The organism is Streptomyces sp. Root1310 (assembly GCF_001426425.1).
Taxonomy (GTDB): domain Bacteria; phylum Actinomycetota; class Actinomycetes; order Streptomycetales; family Streptomycetaceae; genus Streptomyces.
This window is the reverse complement of record NZ_LMEQ01000032.1, coordinates 262024-288638: the sequence shown is the minus strand read 5'-3', so window position 1 is coordinate 288638 and position 26615 is coordinate 262024. Positions and strand designations below refer to the sequence as shown.

General features: G+C 69.3%; 17 protein-coding genes. 7 read left to right on the top strand and 10 right to left on the bottom strand.

Annotation, left to right across the window (positions count from 1 at the left end; all coding sequences use genetic code 11):
* Positions 1-3: 3 nt before the first annotated feature.
* From ASD48_RS34495 to ASD48_RS34480, 4 genes are all read left to right on the top strand, one after another.
* Positions 4-2412: a glycoside hydrolase family 2 protein gene (locus tag ASD48_RS34495; protein WP_057605800.1), complete on the top strand. Its 2409-nt coding sequence runs from the start codon at positions 4-6 to the stop codon at positions 2410-2412.
* On the top strand, positions 2409-3446 hold the full coding sequence (locus ASD48_RS34490) for a LacI family DNA-binding transcriptional regulator (protein WP_057605799.1): 1038 nt from the start codon (positions 2409-2411) through the stop codon (positions 3444-3446). Before ASD48_RS34495 ends, ASD48_RS34490 begins: the two co-directional genes overlap by 4 nt.
* A 158-nt stretch (positions 3447-3604) precedes the next feature.
* Entirely contained in the window at positions 3605-4831 is a 1227-nt protein-coding gene (locus ASD48_RS34485; protein WP_057605798.1) for an acetyl-CoA C-acyltransferase, read from the top strand.
* Positions 4828-6954 (top strand): 3-hydroxyacyl-CoA dehydrogenase NAD-binding domain-containing protein, encoded by a 2127-nt coding sequence (locus tag ASD48_RS34480; protein WP_057605797.1) that lies wholly within the window; start codon positions 4828-4830, stop codon positions 6952-6954. The genes ASD48_RS34485 and ASD48_RS34480 overlap by 4 nt, the downstream gene beginning before the upstream one ends.
* Before the next feature lie 360 nt (positions 6955-7314).
* Here the strand turns inward: ASD48_RS34480 and ASD48_RS34475 are convergent, their stop codons facing one another.
* The gene (locus tag ASD48_RS34475; protein WP_057605796.1) at positions 7315-8331 is read right to left on the bottom strand and encodes a hypothetical protein; all 1017 of its coding nucleotides are present in this window, start codon (positions 8329-8331) and stop codon (positions 7315-7317) included.
* A 79-nt stretch (positions 8332-8410) separates the two neighbouring features.
* On the opposite strand from ASD48_RS34475, the gene ASD48_RS34470 reads away from it, so the two are divergent.
* Positions 8411-8782 (top strand): hypothetical protein, encoded by a 372-nt coding sequence (locus ASD48_RS34470; RefSeq protein ID WP_057605795.1) that lies wholly within the window; start codon positions 8411-8413, stop codon positions 8780-8782.
* Between the two features lie 96 nt (positions 8783-8878).
* Here ASD48_RS34470 and ASD48_RS34465 read toward each other — a convergent pair whose 3' ends face one another.
* The 9 genes from ASD48_RS34465 to ngcE form a co-directional block, all read right to left on the bottom strand.
* The gene (locus ASD48_RS34465) at positions 8879-10402 is read right to left on the bottom strand and encodes an amino acid permease (RefSeq protein ID WP_057605794.1); all 1524 of its coding nucleotides are present in this window, start codon (positions 10400-10402) and stop codon (positions 8879-8881) included.
* 156 nt (positions 10403-10558) lie between these two features.
* Entirely contained in the window at positions 10559-12484 is a 1926-nt protein-coding gene (gene dxs / locus ASD48_RS34460) for a 1-deoxy-D-xylulose-5-phosphate synthase (RefSeq protein ID WP_057605793.1), read from the bottom strand.
* Between the two features lie 192 nt (positions 12485-12676).
* Entirely contained in the window at positions 12677-14011 is a 1335-nt protein-coding gene (locus ASD48_RS34455; protein ID WP_199876124.1) for a sugar ABC transporter permease, read from the bottom strand.
* 17 nt (positions 14012-14028) lie between these two features.
* Positions 14029-14820 (bottom strand): ATP-binding cassette domain-containing protein, encoded by a 792-nt coding sequence (locus ASD48_RS34450; protein WP_079074152.1) that lies wholly within the window; start codon positions 14818-14820, stop codon positions 14029-14031.
* A gap of 296 nt (positions 14821-15116) precedes the next feature.
* On the bottom strand, positions 15117-16205 hold the full coding sequence (locus ASD48_RS34445; protein WP_057605790.1) for a substrate-binding domain-containing protein: 1089 nt from the start codon (positions 16203-16205) through the stop codon (positions 15117-15119).
* A 134-nt stretch (positions 16206-16339) separates the two neighbouring features.
* A complete protein-coding gene (locus ASD48_RS34440; protein WP_057605789.1) occupies positions 16340-17539 on the bottom strand; it encodes an ROK family transcriptional regulator in 1200 nt (399 codons plus the stop codon).
* 833 nt (positions 17540-18372) lie between these two features.
* Positions 18373-19305, bottom strand: a complete 933-nt coding sequence (locus tag ASD48_RS34435) for a carbohydrate ABC transporter permease (protein WP_057605788.1) — start codon at positions 19303-19305, stop codon at positions 18373-18375.
* A 2-nt stretch (positions 19306-19307) separates the two neighbouring features.
* Complete coding sequence (locus tag ASD48_RS34430) at positions 19308-20234, bottom strand: sugar ABC transporter permease (RefSeq protein ID WP_057605787.1); 927 nt, start codon at positions 20232-20234, stop codon at positions 19308-19310.
* Positions 20235-20279: 45 nt separating this feature from the next.
* Complete coding sequence (gene ngcE, locus ASD48_RS34425; RefSeq protein ID WP_057605786.1) at positions 20280-21743, bottom strand: N-acetylglucosamine/diacetylchitobiose ABC transporter substrate-binding protein; 1464 nt, start codon at positions 21741-21743, stop codon at positions 20280-20282.
* Between the two features lie 433 nt (positions 21744-22176).
* Here ngcE and ASD48_RS34420 point away from each other — a divergent pair, with 433 nt between their 5' ends.
* Positions 22177-25980: a GH92 family glycosyl hydrolase gene (locus ASD48_RS34420; protein WP_079074191.1), complete on the top strand. Its 3804-nt coding sequence runs from the start codon at positions 22177-22179 to the stop codon at positions 25978-25980.
* A 109-nt stretch (positions 25981-26089) separates the two neighbouring features.
* Positions 26090-26614 carry a hypothetical protein gene (locus ASD48_RS34415; protein ID WP_057605784.1) on the top strand — a complete coding sequence of 175 codons (525 nt, stop codon included), beginning with the start codon at positions 26090-26092 and terminating at the stop codon, positions 26612-26614.
* The last annotated feature ends 1 nt before the right edge of the window (position 26615 follow it).

Here is a 26615-nt window from a genome sequence, read left to right as displayed (position 1 = left end):
CGCATGCTGGAGGCCTCACCGCTCGACGACGGATGGCACCTGCGGCACGAGGGAAAGCCGTTCCCGGCCGTGGTGCCGGGCTGTGTGCACACCGATCTGCTCGCCGCCGGGGTGATCCCGGACCCCTTCGTCGGCCTGGGCGAGAAGGAGGTCGCGTGGGTGGGGCGGCGTGAGTGGACGTACGAGCGGGAGCTGCCGGCCGGCCCGTCCGGGCACGAGCAGACCGACCTGGTCTTCGACGGACTGGACACGGTCGCGGAGATCACCCTGAACGGTCAGCCGCTCGGCCGGGTGCGGAACATGCACCGCTCGTACCGCTTCGACGTGACGGGGCTCGAGGGGCCGCTGGCGGTCCGTTTCGTCTCGGCCTACGCCGAGGCGGAGGCCGTGCGCGGCAAGGTCGGCGACCGCCCCTCCTCCTACACCGAGCCGTACCAGTACCTCCGCAAGATGGCCTGCTCGTTCGGCTGGGACTGGGGGCCCACTCTGGTGACGGCCGGGATCTGGCGGCCGGTGCGGGTGGAGCGCTGGTCGACGGCGCGGCTCGCCCGGGTGCGCCCGCTGGTGACCGTCGAAGAGGGCGTCGGGGTCGTCGAACTGCGGGTGGAGGTGGAGCGGACCCGGGTGGAGGCCGGGCTCACGCTGGAGGCCCGGGTGGCGGGACGGTCGGCGCGCGCCGAGGTGACGGGCACCAGCGGTGTCGTGCGCGTCGAGGTACCGGACGCCGAGCTGTGGTGGCCGCGCGGATACGGCGGGCAACCGCTGTACGAGGCCGAGTTGACCCTGCATCACGGAAGCGCGCCGCTCGATGTGTGGCGGCGGCGCGTCGGGTTCCGCAGCGTCGGGCTGGACACCTCCGCGGACGCCCACGGAACCGGTTTCACCCTTGTGGTGAACGGGGAGCGGCTCTTCGCCAGGGGCGTGAACTGGATCCCGGACGACGTGTTTCCGTCCCGGGTGACCCGGGAGCGTTACCGGAAGCGGTTGCGGCAGGCGGCCGACGCCGGGGTCGACCTGGTCCGGGTCTGGGGCGGCGGTATCTACGAGAGCGAGGACTTCTACGACGCCTGCGACGAACTGGGGCTGCTGGTGTGGCAGGACTTCCCGTTCGCGTGCGCGGCCTACCCCGAGGAGCAGCCGTTGCGGGGCGAGGTGGAGGCGGAGGCCCGCGAGAACGTCGTCCGGTTGATGCCACATCCGTCGCTGGTGTTGTGGAACGGCAACAACGAGAACCTGTGGGGGTTCAGGGACTGGGGATGGGAGGCACGGCTCGGCGGTGACTCCTGGGGCGAGGGGTACTACCTGGGTGTGCTTCCGCGTGTCGTGGCCGAGTTGGATCCGACGCGGCCGTACACGGCGGGGAGCCCGTGGTCGGGTTCGTGGGGGCACCATCCCAATGACCCGGCACACGGGACGCATCACTCGTGGGACGTGTGGAACCGGCGGGACTACGCCGAGTACCGGAGCGAAGTACCGCGTTTCGTGGCCGAGTTCGGCTGGCAGGCGCCGCCCGCCCACGCGACGCTGGTGCGGGCGCTGCCCGGCGAGGAGCTCGCGGCGGACTCCCCCGGCATGCTGCACCACCAGAAGGCCGAGGACGGCAACGGCAAGCTGGAGCGCGGCCTCGCCCGCCATTTCGCCGTACCGGCGGGCGATTTCGACCGCTGGCACTACCTCACCCAGGTCAACCAGGCGCGCGCCGTGGCGACCGGGATCGAGCACTGGCGGTCGCACTGGCCGGTGTGCGCGGGCACGATCGTCTGGCAGCTCAACGACTGCTGGCCGGTGACGTCCTGGGCGGCGATCGACGGGGACGGGTGGGAGAAACCGCTGTACCACGAGTTGCGGCGGCTCTATGCGGACCGGCTGCTCACCTTCCAGGTACGCGACGGCGGCCTGGTGTTGGCCGCCGTGAACCAGTCGGGTGAGCCGTGGGTGGGCACGGTGTCGTTGCGGCGGATGTCCGTGGCGGGGGAGGTGCTGGCCGCGGCGAGCGTGGAACTGGCGGTCGGCGCCCGGGTGGTGGACGCGGTGCGGGTGCCGGCGGACCTGGAGCCGGCCGGGGCGAAGGAGTTCCTGGTGGCCGACGCGGTCGGGTCCCCCGGGTCGGGCGAGGCCGCGGGCCAGGGCGGGCTGCGGGCCGCGCACTTCCCGGCGCCCGACCGTGACATCCCCTACCCGTGGCCGCAGTTCGAGGTGAACGTGGCCCCGGGGAGCGTCACGGTCACGGCCCGCACCCTCGTACGGGATCTGCTGCTCCAGGCCGACCGGCTGGGGCCGGGGACTCGGGCCGACCGGGGGCTCGTGACCCTGCTGCCCGGGGAGCGGGTGACCATCGGGGTGGAGGGCTGGGAGACTCCGGATGCCGCCGCCGCCCGGGCCGCGCTGTACTGCCAGGAGCCCGCTCGATGACAGCCTCCCCGTCGGCCCGCGTCACCATAAAGGACGTGGCGGCGCGCGCCGGCGTGTCCAAGGGCGCCGTGTCGCTCGCCTTCAACCGCAAGCCGGGACTGTCGGAGGCCACCCGGGACCGGATCTTCGCGGCGGCGCGGGAGTTGGGCTGGGAACCGAACCTCACGGCGCGCTCGCTGTCGAGTTCGCGCGTGGACGTGGTGGGGCTGGCGATCTGCCGGCCGGCGCGGATGCTGGGACTGGAGCCGTTCTACATGGAGTTCGTCTCGGGCGTGGAGAGCGTGCTGACCGAGCACTCCTGCTCGCTGCTGCTGAGGCTGGTGCGTACCGCCGAGGAGGAGGCGGGGCTCCTGGAGTCCTGGTGGCGGGGGCGGCAGATCGGCGGCTCGATCCTGGTCGACTTCCGCGCCGACGATCCCCGGGTGGCGGCGGCCGAGCGGCTCGGGATGCCCGTGGTGGCGGTGGGGCACCCCACGCTGACCGGGAGCCTGACGTCCGTGTGGACCGACGACGCGACGGCGGTGACGGAGGCGGTGCGCTATCTCGCGGCGCTCGGGCACCGGCGGATCGCACGGGTGGGGGGCGCGGCGGCGCTCGGCCACACGGTGATGCGGACCGCGGCCTTCGACGCGGCGGCGCGGACGCTGGGGCTGGCCGGGGCGTGGCAGGTCGCCACCGACTACTCCGGGGAGGCGGGGGCACGGGCGACCCGGTCGATGCTGACCGCCGCTCCGGCGGACCGGCCGACGGCAATCGTTTACGACAACGACATCATGGCGGTGGCCGGGCTGGCCGTGGCGGCCGAGATGGGGCTCGGTGTGCCGGGCGATGTCTCGCTTCTCGCCTGGGACGACTCCCAGCTGTGCCGGCTGACCCATCCGACGCTCTCCGCGATGAGCCATGACGTGCACGGTTTCGGCGCGGAGGCGGCGCGGACACTGTTCGGCGTGATCACCGGGTCGGGCCCGGGATCGCATCCGGTGCCCACGCCCGTGCTGACACCACGGGGCTCGACGGCTCCGCCGCGGGGCTGAGCGCCAGGGTGACTTCGGCCCCGTCCCGGGTGTGACGTTCACCGCTTGGCCCTCCGGGACTGGGCAGCTACGTTACCCACAAGTAGCATGGTTCCTGAGCGCGCGCTCAGCGCTTGCGTGTCGCAGCAGTGCCATCCCGCACCTGGAGGAGAGCCATCGTGCCTCGTACCGTCAGGGACGTCGTCTTCGTCGACGGCGTCCGTACCCCGTTCGGCAAGGCGGGCCCGAAGGGCATCTACCACGAGACCCGGGCCGACGACCTCGTCGTGAAGGCGATCCGGGAGCTGCTGCGCCGCAACCCCGGTCTCGACCCGAAGAAGATCGACGAGGTCGCCATCGCCGCGACCACGCAGATCGGCGACCAGGGCCTGACCCTCGGCCGTACCGCCGGCATCCTGGCCGGTCTGCCGACCTCCGTACCCGGTTACTCCATCGACCGCATGTGCGCGGGCGCTCTGACGGCCGTCACCGCGGTCGCCGGCTCCGTCGCCTTCGGCGCCTACGACGTCGCCATCGCCGGTGGTGTCGAGCACATGGGCCGCCACCCGATGGGCGAGGGCGTGGACCCCAACCCGCGGTTCGTCAGCGAGAAGCTGGTCGACGAGTCCGCCCTGTTCATGGGCATGACCGCCGAGAACCTGCACGACCGCTACCCGCAGATCACCAAGCAGCGCGCCGACGAGTACGCCGTGCGCTCGCAGGAGAAGGCCGCCAAGGCCTACGCGAACGGCAAGATCCAGGCCGACCTGGTGCCGGTCTCGGTCCGCCGCACCAACCCGGACGCCGGTGAGACGGGCTGGGGCCTGGTCACCGCCGACGAGCCGATGCGCCCGGGAACGACGCTGGAAAACCTTTCCGGTCTCAAGACCCCGTTCCGTGTCCACGGCCGGGTCACGGCCGGTAACGCGGCCGGTCTGAACGACGGCGCAACCGCTTCCCTCATCGCGTCCGAGGACTTCGCCCGCGAGAACGACCTGCCGGTCAAGATGCGCCTCGTGTCGTACTCCTTCGCGGGTGTCGAGCCGGAGGTCATGGGTTACGGCCCGATCCCGGCCACGGAGAAGGCTCTGGCGCAGGCCGGCCTGTCCATCTCCGACATCGGTCTCTTCGAGATCAACGAGGCCTTCGCCGTCCAGGTGCTGGCCTTCCTCGACCACTACGGCATCGCGGACGACGACGAGCGCGTCAACCAGTACGGCGGCGCGATCGCCTTCGGTCACCCGCTGGCCTCCTCCGGCGTCCGTCTGATGACGCAGCTGGCCCGCCAGTTCGAGGAGCAGCCGCAGGTCCGCTACGGCCTGACCACCATGTGCGTCGGCTTCGGCATGGGCGCCACCGTCATCTGGGAGAACCCGCACTTCGAGTCCGCCGGAGGCGACAAGTGAGCACCACCGAACTCCTGAAGGGCGCGGCCGAGCTGTTCCCGGACGAGGTCGTCACGCAGGCGCACGTCCGTCACCTGGACCTGCCGTTCGGCGCCGGGCGCTTCGCCCTGATCACGCTGGACAACGGTTTCGACCACACCAAGCCGACCACCTTCGGCCCGCAGTCCCTCGCGAACCTCGACTCCGCGATCGACCAGGTCGAGAAGGAGGCGGCGGCTGGCGAGATCGTCGGCGTCGGCGTCACCGGCAAGCCGTTCATCTTCGCCGTCGGCGCGGACCTCAAGGGCGTCGAGCTCCTCAAGGAGCACAAGGACGCGCTCGCCATCGGCAAGGGCGGCCACGAGGTCTTCAAACGTCTGTCGGGCCTCGCGGTCCCGACCTTCGCGTACTACAACGGCGCGGCGATGGGCGGCGGTGTCGAGGTCGGTCTGCACTGCGCGTACCGCACGGTGTCCGCGGCGCTGCCGGCCTTCTCGCTGCCCGAGGTCTTCCTCGGTCTGGTCCCCGGCTGGGGCGGCTGCACGCTGCTGCCGAACCTGATCGGCGCCGACAAGGCCGTCTCGGTGATCATCGAGAACTCGCTCAACCAGAACAAGCAGCTCAAGGGCGTGCAGGTCTACGAGCTGGGCATCGCCGACGCCCTGTTCGAGGGTGCGGACTTCCTGGAGCAGTCGCTGCTCTGGACGGCGTCCGTCCTCAAGGGCGAGATCGTCGTCGACCGCCCGGTGATCGACCGCGGTGAGGCCTGGGACCAGGCCGTCGCGCGCGGCCGGTTCGTCGCGGACAGCAAGGTGCACGGCGCGGCCCCGGCCGCCTACCGCGCCCTCGACATCATCGCCGCCGCCAAGAACGGCGACCTCCAGCAGGGCTACGACGCCGAGGACGTCGCGCTCGCCGACCTGATCATGGGTGGCGAACTGCGCGCCGGCATCTACGCGTTCAACCTGGTGCAGAAGCGGGGCAAGCGCCCGGCCGGCGCGCCGGACAAGTCCCTGGCGCGTCCGGTCACCAAGGTCGGTGTCGTGGGCGCGGGCCTGATGGCCTCGCAGCTCGCGCTGCTGTTCCTGCGCCGCCTCGAGGTGCCGGTCGTGCTGACCGACATCGACCAGGAGCGCGTCGACAAGGGTGTGGGCTACGTCCACGCCGAGATCGAGAAGCTGCTCGGCAAGGGCCGCATCAACCAGGACAAGGCCAACCGCCTCAAGGCGCTGGTCTCCGGTGTGCTGGACAAGGCCGAGGGCTTCGCCGACGCGGACTTCATCATCGAGGCCGTGTTCGAGGAGATCGGCGTCAAGCAGCAGGTGTTCGCGGAGGTCGAGGCGGTCGCCCCGGCGCACGCGATCCTCGCCACGAACACCTCCTCGCTGTCGGTCTCCGAGATGGCGTCGAAACTGAAGAACCCCGAGCGGGTCGTGGGCTTCCACTTCTTCAACCCGGTCGCGATCCTGCCGCTCCTCGAGATCGTCCGGGGCGAGCAGACCGACGACGCCTCGCTGGCCACGGCCTTCGCCGTCGCCAAGAAGCTGAAGAAGACGGCCGTTCTGGTGAAGGACGCCCCGGCGTTCGTCGTGAACCGCATTCTCACGCGTTTCATGGGCGAGGTGCAGAACGTCATCGACGAGGGCACCCCGGTCGCGGTGGCGGAAAAGGCGGTGGAACCGCTCGGCCTGCCGATGTCCCCGCTGGTGCTCCTCGAGCTGGTCGGTCCGGCGATCGGTCTGCACGTCTCGGAAACGCTCAACCGGGCGTTCCCGGACCGTTTCACGGTCTCCGCGAACCTCGCGGCCGTCGTCAAGGCGGGCAAGCGCGGTTTCTACGTCTACGACAGCGGCAAGCCCGAGCTGGACCCCGAGGTCTCCGCGCTTCTGCAGCAGGGCGACACCGTCCTGACCGAGGAGCAGGTGCGGGCGCGCGTCCTGGACTCGGTGGCGCAGGAGATCGGGCTCATGCTCGACGAGGGTGTCGTCGCCGAGGCGCAGGACATCGACCTCTGCCTGATCACGGGCGCCGGCTGGCCCTTCCACCTGGGCGGCATCACGCCGTACCTGGACCGCGAGGGCGTCTCCGAGCGCGTGAACGGCAAGAAGTTCCTGGCGCCGGGCGTGGCCTCGGTTCCGGCGTAACCGCAGTAACCGCAGTAACCGCTGTAGCCGTCGCGCGTCCGCGGACGTGAAGAGGGCCTCCGCCACCGGCGGAGGCCCTCTTTGCTGCTTTCCCCCGTTTCCGTCGCCCTGTCCGGCCGGCCCCGGCGGACCGCGCCTTCCGTGCGGCGCGGCCCCGCGTTGCGTGGGCCGCCGCGCTGCGTGGCCTGCCGCGTTGCGTGGGTCACCCACGGCCCTTGTCCTGACCCAGCCTGCGGCAGGGCTCCCGGGTGGGCCTACCGTCGGCCGCGGCGGACGCGTCACCCGGCCGCTCTACCGCCCGCCCGGTCGGCCGGTCCGCCGCTCTACCGCCCTACCGCTTCGCTCTACCGCCCTACCGCTTCAGACCGTCCGCCAGGCCATCAGGGCCAGGCCGGGCTCGTCCTTGCGGCGGGTGAGCTGGAGCAGGCCGGTCGACGGGGACAGGGCCGCCGCGACCACCCGGTCCTCGTGGTCCTTGGCGAGCGCCACCACGGCGTCGGCGGGCAGTTGGGGGCCCGACTCGGCCCACCAGGCGCCGGCCGACTCCCGTTCGGTCGGATACGCCGCGAAGGAGACGCGGCCGCTCGCGGAGCGCTGGGCGAGCAACGTGCAGTCGTGACCGTCGAGTTCGGTGCGGATCGCGGCGACCGGACCGGGTCCCGCGGCGGCGAGCACGGGGACGGGATCGGTGCCCGGACGCCACGCGCACACGTCACCGGAGTCGTCGGTGTAGAAGAGGGTGGTGTGCTCCGGGGAGGTGGCCAGCGCCCGCAGGGTATGGGGCCTGACCGGTGTCTTGAGGGGCTCCTGGAGCACCGGCTGGGTGCCCGGCGTCTCCTGGCGCCAGTGCAGGATCCCGTCGGAGACGGCCGCGTAGGCCTGGACGCAGCCGGACTCCCCCGTCACCGCGATCGGCGGCCCCTCGACGCCCTGACCCTTCAGGTCGCGCCACGGGTCCCAGCCGCCCTTCTCCTTCTGCGCGATCATGCGCAGTCCCGTGCCGATGGTGGGGGCGAAGACGTGCGCGCGTCCCTGGGCGTCCACCGCGACGGCCGGTGTGCCGGTGCGGCCGCCCTTCTTGTCGGGGTGGCCGATGGGCCCCCAGTCCAGGGCGGCGAGCAGCGGGCGGAAGTGCGTGGAGTGCACCAGGCCCGTCACCCCCTTCAGCGTCGTCCACCAGGTGGCCAGGTGGGCGTAGCCGTCGGCACCCTGGCCGACGGCGAGGGTCGGATGCACCTTCTGGTCGCCGCCCACCCTGCGTGGGGCCTCCCAGGGCCCGCCCGGGGTGTGTTCCGCCCGGCACAGGATGGCGTCGTCCGACATCAGATAGACCGCGAGCCGCCCGTCGCGGCCGCGTATGAGCCAGTCGCCGTTCACCCGATCACTTTATGCCGGACCCCTCACGGCGCCCGCGCGAGGGTCACGCCCAGGGAGCCGTCCGTGCGACGGTGGGTCCATGGACGACAACACCGCACTGCTCGTGATCGTCGACGCCGCGAACGTCGTCGGGTCGGTGCCCGACGGGTGGTGGCGGGACCGGCGCGGGGCCGCGGAGCGGCTGCGGGACCGGCTGGCCGCCGACGGGCTGCCGGGGCACCCGGGGGCCCAGGAGATCGTCCTCGTCGTGGAGGGCGCGGCCCGCGGGGTGGAGCCCGTGCCCGGCGTGCGGGTGGAGGCGGCGCCCGGCAGCGGGGACGACCGTATCGTCGAACTGGTGGCCGAGTCGGCGGGACGCTCCCGCCTGGTCGTCACGGCCGACCGCGAGCTGCGCCGCCGGGTGGCGGAGCTGGGCGCGGACGTGACCGGCCCGCGCTCGGTACGGGACTGAGGCGGACTTCCGGCCGACGAGGGGCCGCGCCATGTCGTCGGCACCGGAGCCGGCCCCGTGCGGTCGTGCACTCGTGCGGGGCCGGCTGCCCGGTCGCTATGCCGTGTCGTCGCGGCCCGGCGCGCGGGTCTCGTCGGCGGCTACCGCCTCGCGCCGTCCGAGGAGACTGTGCGAGCGGCCGTAGAGGAAGTACACGACGAACCCGATGACCATCCAGATGCCGAACCGCAGCCAGGTCTCGGCGGGCAGGTTGAGCATCAGCCACAGCGAGGCGCACACCGACAGGATCGGGATGAACGGCACCCACGGCGTCCGGAAGGACCGGGGCAGGTCGGGGCGGGACCGGCGCAGGATGATCACGCCGATGGCGACGACCACGAAGGCGAAGAGGGTGCCGATGTTCACCAGCTCGGCGAGTTCGCTGAGGCTGGTGAAGCCGGCCAGGATCGCGATGAGGACGCCGAGCAGGATGGTCGGCCGGTGCGGGGTCTTGAACCGCGGGTGGACGTGGGAGAAGAAGCGCGGCAGCAGGCCGTCGCGGCTCATCGCGAAGAACACCCGGGTCTGGCCGAGCAGCAGGATCATGCAGACGGTCGTCAGGCCGACGGCGGCGCCGAAGCTGATGAAGCCCGCGAACCAGGGATGCCCGGTCGCCTTGAAGGCGTCGGCGAGCGGGGCGCTGACCGACAGCTTGGTGTAGTGCTGCATCCCGGTGACGACGATCGACACGGCGACGTACAGCACGGTGCAGATGATGAGGGAGCCGATGATGCCGCGGGGCATGTCACGCTGCGGGTTCTTGGTCTCCTCTGCGGCCGTGGCGACGACGTCGAAGCCGATGAACGCGAAGAAGACGACGGAGGCGGCGGTGAAGATGCCCATCACGCCGAAGTTGGACGGCGCCCAGCCGAACATCAGCTGGATGAGCGGGGCATCGAGGCCGCCGCCCGCGTCGACGGTCTGCGCCTTGGGGATGAACGGGTCGTAGTTGTCGCCGCTGATGAAGAAGGCGCCTGCGATGATCACGGTCAGGACGACGGTCACCTTGATGGCGACCACGACGGAGGTGACCCGCGCGGAGAGCTTCGTGCCGACCACGAGAATGGCGGTCAGCACCAGGACGAGGGCGGCGGCGAGGATGTCGAATCCGAAGCCGTCGGCTCCCTCTCTGCCGCTGAGCGCGGCCGGCAGGTGCCAGCCCGCGTTGTCGAGCAGGGAGGCGATGTACCCGGACCAGCCGACGGCCACCACCGCCGTGCCGAGCGCGAACTCCAGGACCAGGTCCCAGCCGATGATCCAGGCGGGGAGCTCCCCGAGGGACGCGTACGAGAAGGTGTACGCCGAGCCGGCCACCGGCACGGTCGAGGCGAACTCGGCGTAGCAGAGCGCGGCGAGCGCGCAGGCCACCCCGGCCGCCACGAAGGCCAGGGCGACGGCCGGACCGGCGTTGTTCTTGGCCACCGTGCCGGTCAGGACGAAGATGCCGGTGCCGATGATGACGCCGACACCGAAGACGGTGAGATCGAGCGCGGACAAGGATTTCTTGAGCGCGTGCTCGGGTTCCTCGGTATCGAGGATGGACTGCTCGACCTTCTTCGTCCGGAAGAGGGTGCTGCTCACGGGGACCTCCCACGCTGTGTCGTCCTCGACATGATCGAGAGGGGGCGTAGACCGTATGCCCCGACGCGGGCGGGTTAACGCGAATGGGCCGGTTTCACCACTCTTCACAGTGGTGAAACCGGCCCATACGGGTGTGTCGGCCGACCCGGGTCGGCGTCAGTCGCGGGCGGACTCCACGGAGTCGACCTCGGCGGCCGTGCTGCCGTACTTCCCGTCCAGCTTGGACACCAGGCCGGTGACCTGGCGGGCGATGTCCGGGGCGGTCAGACCGATCTCCGCCATGACCTCGGCGCGGGAGGCGTGGTCGAGGAAGCGGGGCGGGATGCCGAAGTCGCGCAGCGGGACGTCGACGCCCGCGTCGCGCAGGGCCTGGGCGATCGCCGAGCCGACGCCTCCGACGCGGGAGTTGTCCTCGACGGTGACGACCACGCGGTGCCGCTCGGCGAGCGGGGCCATGGCCTCGTCGACGGGCTTGACCCAGCGGGGGTCGACGACCGTGGTGGTGATGCCCTGCCGGTCGAGGAGGGTCGCGATCTCCAGGCACATCGGCGCGAGGGCGCCGACGGAGACCAGCAGCACGTCCGGGGTGTCGGTGCCGCTCTCGCGCAGCACGTCCATGCCGCCGACACGTCCCACGGCGGGTACGGCGGGGCCCACGGCGCCCTTGGAGAAGCGGACGACGGTCGGCGCGTCCTCGACCTCGACGGCCTCGCGCAGCTGGGCGCGGACCTGGTCGGCGTCGCGCGGGGCGGCGAGCCGGAGGCCCGGGACGACCTGCAGGATCGACATGTCCCACATGCCGTTGTGGGAGGCGCCGTCGGTGCCGGTGACCCCGGCCCGGTCCAGTACGAAGGTCACACCGCACTTGTGGAGGGCGACATCCATCAGGACCTGGTCGAAGGCGCGATTGAGGAAGGTGGCGTACACCGCGAACACCGGATGCACCCCGCCCGCGGCCAGGCCGGCGGCGGAGACGGCTGCGTGCTGTTCGGCGATGCCGACGTCGTAGATGCGGTTCGGGAAGGTGTCCGCGAACTTCTTCAGTCCGACCGGCTGCAGCATCGCCGCCGTGATCGCGACGATGTCCTCGCGCTCCTTGCCGAGCTCGACCATCTCGTCGCCGAAGACCGAGGTCCAGTCGGCGCCCGAGGCCTTGATCGGCAGACCGGTGTCGGGGTGGATGGGGCCGATGCCGTGGAAGCGGTCGGCCTCGTCCTGGAGGGCGGGCTGGTAGCCGCGGCCCTTCTCGGTGAGGCAGTGCACGATGACCGGGCCGCCGAAGCGCTTGGCGCGGGCCAGCGCGGACTCCAGGGCCTCGATGTCGTGGCCGTCGATCGGGCCGACGTACTTCAGGCCGAGGTCCTCGAACATGCCCTGGGGGGCGATGAAGTCCTTCAGGCCCTTCTTGGCACCGTGCAGCGTCTCGTAGAGGGGTCGGCCGACGACGGGGGTGCGCTCCAGCACCTCCTTGGTGCGGGCCAGGAAGCGCTCGTAGCCGTCCGTCGTCCGCAGGGTGGCGAGGTGGTTGGCCAGGCCGCCGATGGTCGGCGCGTACGAGCGCTCGTTGTCGTTGACGACGATGACCAGCGGGCGGTCCCCGTCGGCGATGTTGTTCAGCGCCTCCCAGGCCATGCCGCCGGTGAGCGCGCCGTCCCCGATGACGGCGACCACGTGGTCGTCGCGGTCGAGGATCTGGTTGGCCTTCGCGAGGCCGTCGGCCCAGCCGAGCACCGTGGAGGCGTGGCTGTTCTCGATGACGTCGTGCTCGGACTCGGCCTGCGAGGGGTAGCCGGACAGGCCGCCCTTCATCTTCAGCCGGGAGAAGTCCTGCCGGCCCGTGAGGAGCTTGTGCACATAGGACTGGTGGCCCGTGTCCCAGAGCACCTTGTCCTTCGGGGACTCGAAGACCCGGTGCAGGGCGATGGTGAGCTCGACCACGCCGAGGTTGGGCCCGAGGTGGCCACCGGTCTTGGAGACGGCGTCGACGAGGAAGGTGCGGATCTCCCCTGCCAGCTGGTCCAGCTCCTCCAGGCTGAGCCGGTCCAGATCACGCGGTCCCCTGATGCGGGTCAGCAGCGGCACCCGTGCCTCCTTGCAGTAAAAGCTGATCGAGCTGTTGCCGGGCTTGTCGAGTCTAATGTTCCGCCCGGGCGGTCCGACTCCGGCCCTTGCGTCATAGGTCACGCGAACGGCCGTACCCAGAATGAGCCTTTCCTATGACACGACTGTGCCCGGCACCGAGACGGATGCCGGGCACAGGGGTCAGCAGGAGCGTCAGCCGCGGCCGGCGGCCTTCTGGCTCTTGCGGGAGATGGAGTCGATGACGACCGCGCCCAGCAGAACACCACCGGTGATCATGTACTGGATCGAGGTGTTCATGTTCAGCAGGTCGAGGCCGGTCTGGATGGACTGGATGACCAGCATGCCCAGGAGGGCCGACCACACCGTGCCGCGGCCGCCGAAGAGGCTCGTACCACCGATGACGGCCGCCGCGATGGCGAGCATCAGGGTGTTGCCGCCACCGGCGTTCAGCGTCGCGGACGCCGTCTGGCCCGCGAAGAACATGCCGCCGACCGCCGCGAAGCCACCGGAGATGGCGAACACGGTGATACGGACCATCGGCACGTTGATACCGGCACGGCGGGCCGCCTCGATGCCGCCGCCGACCGCGAAGACCTTACGGCCGTACGTGGTGCGACGGAGCACGAAGTCGACGATCACCAGCGCCGCCAGGAAGATCACCAGCGCGTTGGAGACACCGGACGCGTTGTTCAGCACGCTCGCGGCCAGGAAGGACGCGACGGCCAGCGCGCCGACGCGCAGCAGGATCTCCGTGGTCGGCCGGAACGGCACACCGGCGGCCCGGCGGCGGCGCTGCTCACCGAAGTTGCCGACGGCGGTCAGCACGACCGCGAGACCGGCCAGCAGGTAGGCGCCGATGATGGCCTGGTCCATGAAGAAGGAGTTCTGGCCGAGCAGGTGCACCGGGCCGGAGTCCGACGGGATGTTGATCGTGCCGCTGGAGCCCAGCAGCCACAGCATCAGACCGTTCCAGCCGAGGAAGCCGGCCAGGGTGACCACGAAGGCCGGTACGCCGATCTTCGCGAAGAACCAGCCGTGCAGTGCGCCGATGCCGACACCGGTGAGGATCGTCAGGACCAGCGACAGCCACGGGTTCATGGTGTGGTCCACCACGAACACGGCGAACAGGGTGGACGCCAGGCCGCTGACGGAACCGACCGACAGGTCGATCTCGCCGAGCAGCAGGACGAACACCAGGCCGATGGCCAGCATGCCGGTGGCCGACATGAAGTAGCTGATGTTCGAGAGGTTGTCCGCGCTCAGGAACAGGTCGTTCTTCGCCTGGAAGATGGTCCAGATGACGATCAGACCGAGGACGACGGGGATCTGGCCCAGCTCGCCGCCCTTCACCTTGCGCTTGAACTCGGTGAGGTAGCCCTTGAAGCCCTCTTCACGCACCAGAAGGCGCGGGTCGACGACGGAGACCGGCGCGGCGGTCGGGTCGTCGGCGGGCGCGACGGTGGTCTGGTCCTCGATGACGCCGCCGGTCTTCTCGACCTTCCCGGGCTCCGAGGAATCGCTCTTCACGGTCTTGGACGTGTCGCTCACTTTGCCGCCTCCGCGGTGCGACGCCCCGCACGACGGGTCACGGCGTTGTCCGTGGCCCCGGTGATCGCGGCGATGATCTCTTCGTGGCTGGTGTCCTTCACGGGGAAGGAGCCGTTGTTCTTGCCCAGACGCAGGACGGCGACCGTGTCGGCGACCGCCTTGACGTCGGCCATGTTGTGGCTGATGAGGATGACGCCGAGGTTGCGCTCGCGCAGCCGCTCGACCAGGTCGAGGACCTGCGCCGTCTGCTCGACACCGAGGGCGGCGGTGGGCTCGTCAAGGATGACGACCTTCGGGTCACCGATCAGGGCGCGCGCGATGGCGACGACCTGACGCTGACCACCGGAGAGGCTGGCGATCGGGATGCGGACGCTCGGGATGCGGATGGAGAGCGTGGACAGCAGCTCCCGCGCGTTCTTCTCCATCGTCACCTCGTCGATGACGCCCCGGTGCAGCAGCTCGCGTCCGAGGTAGAGATTGCCGACCACGTCCAGGTTGTCGCACAGGGCGAGGTCCTGGTAGACGGTCGCGACGCCGAGTCCCTGGGCGTCGTGCGGCCGGTTGATGCTGACCGGGCTTCCCTCCCACTCGATGACGCCCTCATCGATGGGGTGGACACCCGCGATCGTCTTGACCAGGGTGGACTTTCCTGCGCCGTTGTCGCCCACCAGGGCGACCACTTCTCCGGCGTGAACCTCCAGCTCGACGTCGGTGAGTGCCTGCACAGCACCGAATCGCTTGGAGACTCCGCGCAACGCCAGCACGGGCGTAGCGGACACGTGAACCATCTCCTTCGCCGCCTGACCGGCGGGGATGCCGCGCTCAAAGACAGGCGCGGAGGGATGTGCACGGCAGGCGGGGTACGCGATGCCGACGCACGAGGTTTACAAGATGAACATGCGTGAATCCGCTGCGCTTGGCAACGGTTCCGTCCGACGCCCGCCCCGGCAGCGGGGTGTGAGGTGGGGCGGGCGTCGGACAGGTCTCACGGGACCGCCGGGCGGTCGGTGGGACCCGAGGGCCGGCTCGAGATGCGACTCGAGCGGGGCCCTCGGGACCGGGTGCCTACGAGAGGACCGGCGGACTACTGGATTCCGGCGGTCTTGCAGGCGGCGGCGTACTCGCCGGCGCAGATGTCGGCGACGGTGTACAGACCGTCCTTGATCACCGTGTCCTTGATGTTGGCCTTGGTGACCGACACCGGGGTCAGCAGCTGCGAGGGGACCTTGTCGCCGGAGCCGCTGGTCAGCGTCTCGGTGGCCAGGGCCTTGATGTCCTTGCCCTCCAGCAGGTCGACCGCGAGCTGGGCGGCGGCCTCGGCCTCGGGCTTGAAGGCCTTGTAGACGGTGGAGGACTGGGTGCCAGCGACGATGCGCTGGATACCCGCGAGCTCGGCGTCCTGACCGGTCAGCGGGATGCCGCTGATCTTCGCACCCTTGAGGGTGTTGGCGATGCCACCGGCCATGCCGTCGTTGGCCGCGTAGACGCCCGCGATGTTCTTGGCACCGAGCTGGGTGATGGCCGCGGACATCTTCTGCGCGGCGACCGTGTCCTTCCAGAGGCCGGACTGCTCGTAGGCGATGTCGACCTTGCCGTCGAGGGCCTTGTGCGCGCCTTCCTTGAACTGGCCGGCGTTCGGGTCGGCGTCGTCACCGTTGATCATGACGACCTTCGCCTTGGGCGTCGCCTTGGCGCCGAGGGAGTCGAGCAGGGCCTGGCCCTGGAGCTCGCCGACCTTGACGTTGTCGAAGGAGACGTAGGCCGAGACGGGGCCCTGGGCGAGGCGGTCGTACGCGACGACCTTGACGCCCTTGTCCACCGCGGACTGGATCGAGGACTTGATCGCGGCGGAGTCCTGCGCGGAGATCACGATGACCTTGACACCCTTGGTCACCATGCTGCTGACCTGCTGGGCCTGCTTGGCCGAGTCGGCCGCGGCGTTCGCGTACTCGAGCTTGCAGTCGGAGCAGAGCGCCTTGACCTTGGCGTCGAAGTACGGCTTGTCGAACTTCTCGTACCGCGCGGTGACGCTGTCGGGAAGCAGCAGGCCGATGGACTTGTTGCCCGAGCTGCTGCTGCCGGAGTCGCTGTCCTTGTCGTCGCCGGCCTTGCCGCACGCGGCAATCGACAGCGCCATGGACACGGCGGTGGCGCCGATCACGACTCTACGCATCGTTGCGTTCATTGGGGTGTGCCTCCCTGACAGGGCCGCAACGCTGCGGCCGAGGTGGCTCGAAGTCAACTCGGCCGCAAGTTCGACGTCAAGAAGTAAATACTTAACGAGATGGCAACGGCCTCATTCGTTCTCTAAGTGAAGGCAGGTGTCGCCGCAGTCAGCGTGCCGTCCAAAAGCGTCGAATCGCCCATCTCGCTCAGTGCGAGGGCGAGCGCTCCGAGCACCTCCGCGCGGCCCCCAAGTGCCCCTGGGAGAACGGAAAGTTGACGCGCCGCACTCGGGATCGCATAGCGGCCGACAGACTCCCTGATCGGCCCGAGCACCAGCTCACCGGCCTCGGCGAGATCACCGCCCAGCACCACCCGGCTCGGGTTCAGCAGGTTGCAGAGATTGGCGACTCCACTGCCGATGTGTCGGCCGACGTCGGCGATCACCCGACGGCAGCCCGGATCACCGTCCCTCGCCAGCCGCACGACGCCTTCCATCGTCAGATCCGTGCCATGGCTGGACTGGAGGAGCGGGAGCACGTAGCGCGCCGCCGCGAAGGTCTCCAGGCAACCGCGATTTCCGCAGCGGCAGACGGGGCCGGACTCATCAAGTGTAATATGCCCGATTTCTCCTGCGGTGCCGCCGGGACCCCGGTAGATCTTCCCCTCGATCACCAGACCGGCGCCGACACCGCTCGCGACCTTGATATATGCAAGATCACGAACGCCTCGGCCGCTGCCCCAGACCATCTCGCCGAGGGCACCCAGGTTGGCGTCGTTGTCCACGTGCACGGGTACGCCGAGCCGGTCCTTCATCTCCTCGGCGGGCCTGGTGCCGATCCAGCCGGGCAGGATGGCGGACGAACCGAGCGTTCCGGACTCCAGATCGATCGGTCCGGGCACGCCGAGACCGACTCCCGCGACCTTCGTACGGTCCACCCCTGTGGCCTCGATCAGGCGGCTGACCAGCTGTTCCGCCCGGTCGAAGCCCTGCGTCGAGGAGGCGTCCACATCCAGCGGCTCGGACTCCTCGGCCAGGACCTGATGGGCCAGATTGCCCACCGCGACACGTAGGTGGGTATGCCCGAAATCCACCCCGATGACGATGCCCGCGTCGCCGCTCAGACTGACGCTGCGCGCCCTGCGGCCGCCGGCCGAGGTGGGCGTCACCTCGACGGTTCCGCCGTCCTTGAGCTCGCGCACGATGTTGGACACGGTCGCGGCGGACAGGCCCGTACTCCGGGCGATCTCCGCTTGTGTGAGGGACCCGGCCAGACGCACGGCGCGTACGACTCGCTCCAGGTTGGCTCGGTGCAGCGACGACTGCGACCCCGGAGTCTCCACGACGACCTCCTGCGCGCGGGACCGCTTCGATGAGGCCCCGTCTATGTCCAACTAGTGAACTCTAAGCTGAGCCGTTCGGGTCGCCTCCCGTCAAGAGGTTGAACAGTATCCGCATGCGTGCGAAGAGACACGGAGGGTGGCGGAGCGGGGGGTCGCGGGGTGTACGGGACCGGTCGCGGGGCGTTGCGGTCAGGGGTTCGAGCGGGCGGGGGCGGGGCGGGAACGGGTGGTGACAGGCCGCACGGAAAGGTGTGCGCCGGGTGAGCGCCCGGGAGCGGGTCGGGGCGGTGGGTGCACGGGTGGCCGTCGGGGGCCAGGTAATGAACGCGAAGCCGGTTTCGTCTCGTTACGGGAAAGCCGGGGCCCGGACTCGGAGCGGGGAGCCACCGGAGAACTCGGCCGGCGCGGGCTTGCGCAGAAGCCGCGGCGGCCGACCGGCGAGACGCGAACGGCTGAGGGAAGCCCGCGCCCGGCGCCGGTGCCGGCGAACAGCTGCGGAAAGGCCGCCGACGGAAGGCCGACAACGGGCGCGACCGATTGCGGAGGCGGTCCCCGCGAGTGCATGCCACGACGCCTAGGACAGCCGGCAGGCGGCAGGCGGCAGGCGGCAGGCGGCAGGCGGCCAGGCGGCAGGCGGCAGGCGGCAGGCGGCAGGCGGCAGGCGGCAGGCGGCAGGCGGCAGGCGGCAGGCGGCAGGCGGCAGGCGGCAGGCAACGGTAGCGGTTGCAGCGGGTCGGGGTCTGCGCGGGCGGTCCCGTGTGGCGGGTGCCCGCGCAGAGACGAAGGGTGTCTCGACGCGGGGGCGCCGCCCGCACCTGCCCCCGGACGTGCTCCTACTTCAGCGCTCCCGCGGTCAGCCCCTGCACCACCTGCCGCTGGAAGACGATGTACGCCGCGAGTACCGGCAGCATCGCCATCACCAGGCCCGCGAAGAGCCCCGACCAGTCACCCTTGTAGCCCTGGCTGACGGCCAGTTGGACCAGTCCCTGGGTGAGGACGCGCTTGTCCGGATCGGTGTTGAGGACTGTGGGCAGCATGTACTGGTTCCACTGGCCCAGGAAGTTGAAGATGCCGACGCTGATCAGGCCCGGCTTGGCCATCGGCACCATGATCTGGAAGAACGTACGGCTGTGCGAGGCGCCGTCCACGAAGGCCGCCTCCGCCACCGAGCTCGGCAGCGTGCGGAAGAAGGCCGTCAGGAAGAACACCGTGAACGGCAGCGAGTAGGCGATGTAGACGAGGATCAGCCCGTGGATGGAGTTCAGCAGGCCCATGTTGTTCACGACGTAGAACAGCGGGACCAGCGCCAGCATGATCGGGAAGCTCATGCCGCCGATGAAGAGGTAGTAGATGAAACGGTTGCCCGGGAAGTCGAAACGCGCCAGGACGTAGGCCGCCATGGAGCCGAGGACCAGCGTGCCGATGAGTGAACCGCCCACCACCAGAACGGTGTTGAGGAAGTAGTCGCTCATGTTGGCCTCGGTCCAGGCCCGCGACCAGTTGTCGAAGTGCAGCCTGTCCGGCAGCGACCAGGGTGAACCGAAGATGGAGCTGTCGTCCTTGAACGAGGTCATCACCGCCCACAGCAACGGCAGCACGACCATGATCGCCCAGATGACCAGGATGCCGTGAGAGAAGGCGTTGAGAACGTTTCCTTCCGTTTTCTTCCCCGCAGACGGTTTCCTGGTCGCCAGGTCGACCTTCGTGACGGGGACAGCCGAGCCGGCCTCGGCCGGCGGAGGCACGGGGGTTTCGGTCGTCTTCATCGTCAGTACTCCAGCCGCTCGCGCCGTCCCAGCCGCATCACGACGGCGGCGAAGGCCAGCGTCACGATGAGCAGGGCGACGCCGATGGTGGTGGCGTAGGCGGCCTGACCGTCACGGAAGGCCTTCTGGTACACGTAAAGGACCATGACGGTGGTCGAGTAGTCGGGGCCGCCGGGTCCGGTCGTCATGATCTGCACGACCGCGAACGACTCGGCGCCGAGCGCGAGGATCCCCATGTAGACCCAGCCCGACTGCACGGTGTCCCAGAGCAGGGGCAGGGTGATGCGGAAGAAGGTGGCCGCCCGGCCCGCGCCGTCCAGCAGTGCGGCCTCGTACAGGTCCGCCGGGATGGAGGCCATGCCCGCCGAGAACAGGACCACGAAGAAGCCGACCGTGGACCAGACCAGCACCGCCATCACGCACCACAGCGCGAGATCCGGGTCGCCGAGCCAGAGCGGCTGGAGGCCGTCCAGCCCGACCCCTCGGAAGAAGGAGTTGATCGCGCCGCTGTCCGGGTTGTAGGCGAAGGCGAACAGCAGCGCCACGATGGCGATCGACAACACCTGCGGAAAGAAGTAGACGATCTTGTAGAAGGAGGAGCCCCGGACCCCGGAGATCACCGGGCCGCCCCTCCTTCGCCGCCCACCGACATTGATCATGAAGGCGAAGAACAGCGCCAGGCTGATCGTCACCAGCGGCAGCACGACCGCGAACATCAAGCTGTGCTGCAAGGACTTCCAGAAGATCTCGTCGTCCAGCATCCTCCGGTAATTGTCCAGGCCGACCATCTTGAATTCGGGGCTCAGGCCGGTCCAGTCCGTGAACGAGTAGTAGATGGACTGGATGAACGGCCACACCACGAAGAGCGCGTACAGTCCCAGGGGGAGCGCCAGGAACCCCACGATGAACCGGTACTTGCCGTGCTGCATCGCCACTCCGGTGCTTTTATGGATACTTCGCCGTGATTCTCACCGTCACTGGTGCTTGTAATGCTTGATCGAGGTGTCCTTCGCGGCCTCGTCGGCGTAGCCCTGGATCTTCTTGATCGCCTCGGCCGGGGTGAGCCGGCCGGCCATCATCTCGCCGAGGCCGGACACGCCGATCTTCTCCTTCTGCAACTGGACGTACCAGTCCTGAAGTCGCGGATTCACCACGTTCTCGCCGGCCTTGTCCAGCGCCGCCACGCCCGACTTGAGGCCGGGGGTGAGGGTGATGCCGTCGGTGCCGCCGTTGTACGCGGTCAGCGACTTGACCTTCGCGGTGAAGTTCTTGGAGGACGCCTCGCTGAGCATGATGCGCAGCTGTTCCATGCCGCCCGCCGTGTTCTTCGCCTTGGCCGGCACGACGAACGGCTCGCCGCCCGAGGCCCAGATGGTGCCGAACGGCATCTTGTCGGAGGAGTCGATGCCGGTCGGCGCGGAGACGGCCAGGTCGAAGTCGGCGGGGATGACGTTCGCCGACTCGTTCTCCACCCAGGAGCCGTTGGGGATGAACAGGGCCTTGCCCTTGGCCCACGCGGTCTGCGACTGGATGTGGTCCAGGCCCGGGGTGCCCTTGAGGATGTACCCCTTCTTGAAAAGCTCGTAGTAGGCGTCGAAGCAAGCCTTTACTGCCGGGTGTTTCCAGGCGTTCGGCTCCAGGTTGTCGATGGCGTCGAGGACCTCGCGACCGCCCACCTTGCCGATCATCGGGTACAGCGAGAAGGGGAGGTAGTACGGGTATTTGCCCGCGTACGTCCAGCCCGCGATGCCCTTCTTCTTGGCCTTCTCGCAGACCGCGAGCATCTGGTCCCAGGTCTCGGGGTACGTGGCGTCGAGCGAGTCCAGGGCCTTCTGCGAGTACCAGACGCCGTAGACGGTGTAGGCGTAGTACATGATCCAGACCGGGTCGCCGTCGAACTGGCCCATCTCGACGATGCCGGGTCGCAGGGTGTCGCGCACCTTCTTGTTCGGGTCGTCGTAGGACGCGGCGTCCAGGAGCGGAGTGAGGTCGGCAAGCTGTTTCTTGCCGACCAGCACACCCATGTCCATCTGCTCGGCGCCGGAGTTGTCGATGAGGTCGGGCGGGGTGCCCTGGTTGAAGCGGGGCTGGAGGGTCGACTGGATCTTCTGGGTGGCCGAGAACTTCACCTTCGCGTCGGGGAAGCTCTTCTCGTAGATCTTGACCGCGTCCTCGGCGTACTCCTTGCCGAAACCGCCGTCGAACAGGACGAATTCCATCTGGGCGGTTTCGTTGACCGCGAGGGGATTCTTCGCGGTCCTCTTGCCGGCCTTGGCCTTGTCCTCGTCGCCCCCGCCGCTGCTTGCGCAGGCGGACAGAAAGCTCATCGTGGGGACGGAGATCAGGCCGAGCGCCGCGGATCTCTTGATCAGGTCTCGGCGGCCGACACCTGCGGAGCCGTTCTTGTCGGAGCCGATGTTCTCGGAGTGGGATCCCATGCTCAAGTCCTCGCCTTCTCCAGGACTCAGGCGGTGCACCGGATCCTTCCCGGCACCGCGGTCAGGTCAAGCAGGGTCGTACGGATCATGCGGTCGGACGGCATCGTCGGATTCGACGGTGAATCGCCGACAGGTATAGTCCACTTCTTGCCAACGGAGCAAGATCGAATGCAAGGTTGGCCGTTGGTCTTTTCCGAGTTGAGACCTCCCGGAAATATGACCGGCCGGTGGGTACCTTGCCGGAAAATTGCATGACATGAGCCTCGCCTGGCGCAATCAACATCCTTGACATCACTGTCCACTTGGCCACCTACTGATTCCTGCGCAACCAGGAGGACAACGTTGTCCGGGGCGTTGTCCGGCGCGGGGAGGGTGCTCACGCATGCAGCGGTTGGGGCGGTTGCGGGCGGTCGTGATCACGGCTGCTCTGGTCATGACGGTCGGCGCACAGGGGACGGCGGTCGCGCTGCCCTCCCCGGTGCCGATACCGGGCCGGGGGTTCGCCTCGTCCTTCGAGGCGGGTGAACACGCCCCCGACTGGCAGAGCAGCGTCGACACCGCGCCGGGCGGCGGCAAACGGGCCTCGGGGGTCGACGGCGGCTACGGCGGCGGACTCCCCGGCGATGTCACCGACCGGGTCACGGATGTCCGGGCGAGCGCGGAGAACACGGCCGGCGGCGAGGTGAAGGAGAACCTCGTCGACGGCGAGGCGAGCACGAAATGGCTGGCGTTCTCCTCCACCGGGTGGGTCGAGTTCGACCTCGACGAGCCGGCGCGGGTAAACGCTTACGCACTGACCTCGGCCAATGACGCCGCCGAGCGCGACCCCGCCGACTGGACCCTCTCGGGCTCGGCGGACGGCACCGCCTGGACACCGCTGGACACCCGCTCCGGGGAGTCTTTCGCCGAGCGGTTCCAGACCCGTACGTACACCCTCGCGGCCCCGGCCGAGTACCGGCACTTCCGGCTGGAGGTCACCCGCAACCACGGCGCCGGGATCCTCCAGCTCGCCGACGTGCGGTTCGGCACGGGCGGCAGCGACGGGCCCGTCCCGCCGGACATGCTCACCGTCGTCGACCGGGGCCCGAGCGGCTCACCGACCGCGAAGGCCGGCGCCGGGTTCAGCGGGCGGCGTGCGCTGCGGTACGCGGGCCGGCACACCGCTTCCGGCCACGCGTACTCGTACAACAAGGTTTTCGACGTGAATGTCCGGGTCGGTACCCGCACGCAGCTGGCGTACCGGATCTTCCCCGGGATGGCGGACGGCGACCGTGACTACGCGGCGACAAACGTTTCCGTGGACCTTGCCTTCACGGACGGCACGTATCTGAGCGGGCTGGGGGCGAGCGATCAGTACGGCTTCCCGCTGTCGCCTCGCGGGCAGGGCGCCGCCAAGGTGCTGTACGTCAACCAGTGGAACGACGTGGTGTCCAGGATCGGGACGGTGGCGGCCGGCAAGACGGTCGACCGGATCCTCCTCGCCTACGACTCCCCCGGCGGGCCGGCCCGGTTCCGGGGCTGGGTGGACGACATCGCGCTGCGCACCGCTGCCCCCGAGGCGGCGAAGGCGCACCTGTCGGACTACGCGGTCACCACCCGCGGCACCAACTCCAGCGGGAGCTTCTCGCGCGGAAACACGTTTCCCGCCACGGCCGTACCGCACGGCTTCAACTTCTGGACGCCGGTGACCAACGCGTCCTCGCTCGGCTGGCTGTACGACTACGCGCGGGCCAACAACGCTGACAACATGCCGACGATCCAGGCGTTCAGCGCGAGTCACGAACCAAGTCCGTGGATGGGCGACCGGCAGACCTTCCAGCTGATGCCGTCGGCCGCGGCAGGCGTCCCGGACACCGGGCGGACGGCACGGGCCCTGCCCTTCCGGCACGTGAACGAGACCGCCCGCCCGTACTACTACGGAGTCCGTTTCGAGAACGGTCTCACAGCGGAGATGGCGCCGACGGACCACGCGGCCGCCCTGCGCTTCACCTACCCGGGCTCCGACGCGAGCGTCGTCTTCGACAACGTGACCGACCAGGCGGGGTTGACCCTGGACAAGGAAGCCGGTGTCGTCACCGGATACTCGGACGTGAAGTCGGGACTGTCGACGGGAGCGACCCGGCTGTTCGTGTACGGCGAGTTCGACGCCCCGGTGACGGATGGTTCATCGAGCGGCGTAAAGGGTTACCTGCGTTTCGACGCCGGCGCCGACCGCACGGTCACCCTGCGTCTGGCGACCTCCCTCATCAGCGTCGACCAGGCCCGCGACAACCTCCGCCAGGAGATCCCGCAGGACACCGACTTCGACACGGTCAAGGAGCGCGCCCAGCGGCAGTGGGACAAGCTCCTCGGCACCGTGGAGGTCGCGGGCGCGAGCCAGGACCAGCTCACCACGCTGTACTCCAGCCTGTACCGGCTCTACCTGTACCCCAACTCCGGCTTCGAAAAGGTCGGTTCGACGTACCAGTACGCGTCGCCCTTCTCGCCGATGCCGGGCCAGGACACCCCGACGCACACCGGCGCGAAGATCGTGGACGGCAAGGTCTACGTCAACAACGGTTTCTGGGACACCTACCGGACGACCTGGCCTGCCTACGCCCTGCTGACGCCCACTCAGGCCGGGGTGCTGACGGACGGGTTCGTCCAGCAGTACAAGGACGGCGGCTGGACCTCGCGCTGGTCCTCGCCCGGGTACGCCGACCTGATGACCGGCACCTCTTCCGACGTCGCCTTCGCGGACGCGTTCGTCAAGGGAGTCGGCTTCGACGCCGAGGCCGCCTACGAGGCGGCCCTGAAGAACGCGACGGTCGTGCCCCCGGCGTCGGGGGTGGGCCGCAAGGGCATGTCCACCTCGCCCTTCCTCGGCTACACCGGCACGGCCACGCACGAGGGCCTGTCATGGGCGCTGGAGGGCTACCTCAACGACTACGGCATCGCCCGCATGGGCCAGGCCCTGTACAAGCGGACCGGCGAGAAGCGCTACCAGGAGGAAGCCGACTACTTCCTCAACCGCGCGCAGGGCTATGTGCACCTCTTCGACACGAAGGCCGGGTTCTTCCAGGGGAAGGACGAGAAGGGCGACTGGCGGGTGGCCTCGGAGAGCTACGACCCGCGAGTGTGGGGTTACGACTACACCGAGACCAACGGCTGGGGCTACGCCTTCACCGCCCCGCAGGACAGCCGTGGCCTGGCCAACCTGTACGGCGGCCGGGACGGACTGGCGAAGAAGCTCGACACCTACTTCGCCACCCCGGAAACCGCTTCCCCGGAGTTTGTGGGTTCGTACGGCGGCGTCATCCATGAGATGACGGAGGCGCGGGACGTCCGCATGGGCATGTACGGGCACTCCAACCAGGTCGCCCATCACGCGATCTACATGTACGACGCGGCAGGGCAGCCGTGGAAGGCGCAGGCGAAGGCCCGCGAGGTGCTCGCACGGCTCTACTCGGGCAGCTCGATCGGGCAGGGGTACCACGGCGACGAGGACAACGGTGAGCAGTCGGCCTGGTACCTGTTCTCCGCGCTCGGCTTCTACCCGCTGGTGATGGGAAGCGGCGAATACGCCGTCGGCTCACCGCTGTTCACCAAGGCGACCGTGCACCTGGAGAACGGCAAGGACCTGGTGGTCAAGGCGCCGAAGAACAGCGCCAAAAACGTGTACGTACAGGGCCTGAAGGTCAACGGCCGTACCTGGACGTCGACTTCGCTGCCCCACGCATTGCTCGCCAAGGGCGGGGTCCTGGAGTTCGACATGGGGCCGCGGCCCTCGTCGTGGGGGTCCGGAAAGAACGCCGGTCCGGTTTCGATCACGCAGGACGACAAGGCCCCGGCGCCGCGCACGGACGTGCTGAAGGGAGCGGGCGCGCTGTTCGACGACACGTCGGCGACACAGGAAACGGTGTCGGGCACACTCGCCCTGCCCGTCACCGCCGGCACCAAGGCGGTGCAGTACACCCTCACCTCGGCCGACCACACCCAGGCGCCGACGAGTTGGGTACTCCAGGGTTCCGCGGACGGCCAGACGTGGACCGACCTGGACCGGCGCGCCGGCGAGACCTTCCCGTGGGACCGGCAGACACGCGCCTTCACGCTCGAACGGCCGGGCACGTACCCGCACTACCGGCTGGTCCTCGACGGCGACCCGGCAGCGCATGGCACCGAGAGCGCGACGAGCAAAGCGTCCGCCGTTGCCCGCGCGGGCCAAGTCAGCCTCGCCGAGGTGGAGTTGTTGTCCTGATCCGGTAACCAACAGCGATGGCCCGCTGTACCGGGCGTCACACGTCTTCCACAATGATCGGGCCGCCCGCGGACACCGGGCGGCCCGTCACGGAGGGGGAAATCGGAAGATGAGCATCATCAGACGGTTCACGGGACTGCTCGCGGGTGCGGCGCTGGGAGCGGGGGCGCTGTTCGCGACGGCGGCTCCGGCGCAGGCGTACAGCCCCAACCCGGTGTTCCAGGCCTACTACTACGACACCGACAACTGCCCGTGCAGCGGTGGCAACCTCACCGACCCGTTCGACAACACCTACTTCGCGAACGACGCCGGCGGCCAGGCCGTGAAGATGGAGCTGACCCAGTCGGGGGCGTTCGTCGGCAAGGTGGAATTCCACCCCAACGACGAGAAGCTGTGGGTGTACGACACCGCCAACGACGGTGACACCTACTACGTCAAGGTCGGCTACACCTCCGGCGGCGTGAGCCACAACCTGGGCACCTTCAGCCCGCCCGGGACCACGGCGGTGCTGGACTACCAGGTCATCGACTTCGACCTGCCGGAAGGCGCTTACGTCGACATCTCCGTCTACGACGACGCGGCGCTCACCGACCTCATCGGCGCCGCCCGCGGCACCGGCTCGGCCATCGCCTAGG

Excerpts from the sequence above, each read along its gene's own strand:
- ASD48_RS34470 (WP_057605795.1), top strand. The coding sequence starts at position 8,411 with ATGGACGACAACACCGCACTGCTCGTGATCGTCGACGCCGCGAACGTC.
- ASD48_RS34435 (WP_057605788.1), bottom strand. The coding sequence starts at position 19,305 with ATGAAGACGACCGAAACCCCCGTGCCTCCGCCGGCCGAGGCCGGCTCG.
- ASD48_RS34495 (WP_057605800.1), top strand. The coding sequence starts at position 4 with ATGCTGGAGGCCTCACCGCTCGACGACGGATGGCACCTGCGGCACGAG.
- ASD48_RS34445 (WP_057605790.1), bottom strand. The coding sequence starts at position 16,205 with ATGCGTAGAGTCGTGATCGGCGCCACCGCCGTGTCCATGGCGCTGTCG.
- ASD48_RS34450 (WP_079074152.1), bottom strand. The coding sequence starts at position 14,820 with ATGGTTCACGTGTCCGCTACGCCCGTGCTGGCGTTGCGCGGAGTCTCC.
- ngcE (WP_057605786.1), bottom strand. The coding sequence starts at position 21,743 with ATGGGATCCCACTCCGAGAACATCGGCTCCGACAAGAACGGCTCCGCA.
- ASD48_RS34420 (WP_079074191.1), top strand. The coding sequence starts at position 22,177 with ATGACGGTCGGCGCACAGGGGACGGCGGTCGCGCTGCCCTCCCCGGTG.
- ASD48_RS34490 (WP_057605799.1), top strand. The coding sequence starts at position 2,409 with ATGACAGCCTCCCCGTCGGCCCGCGTCACCATAAAGGACGTGGCGGCG.
- ASD48_RS34430 (WP_057605787.1), bottom strand. The coding sequence starts at position 20,234 with ATGCAGCACGGCAAGTACCGGTTCATCGTGGGGTTCCTGGCGCTCCCC.
- ASD48_RS34415 (WP_057605784.1), top strand. The coding sequence starts at position 26,090 with ATGAGCATCATCAGACGGTTCACGGGACTGCTCGCGGGTGCGGCGCTG.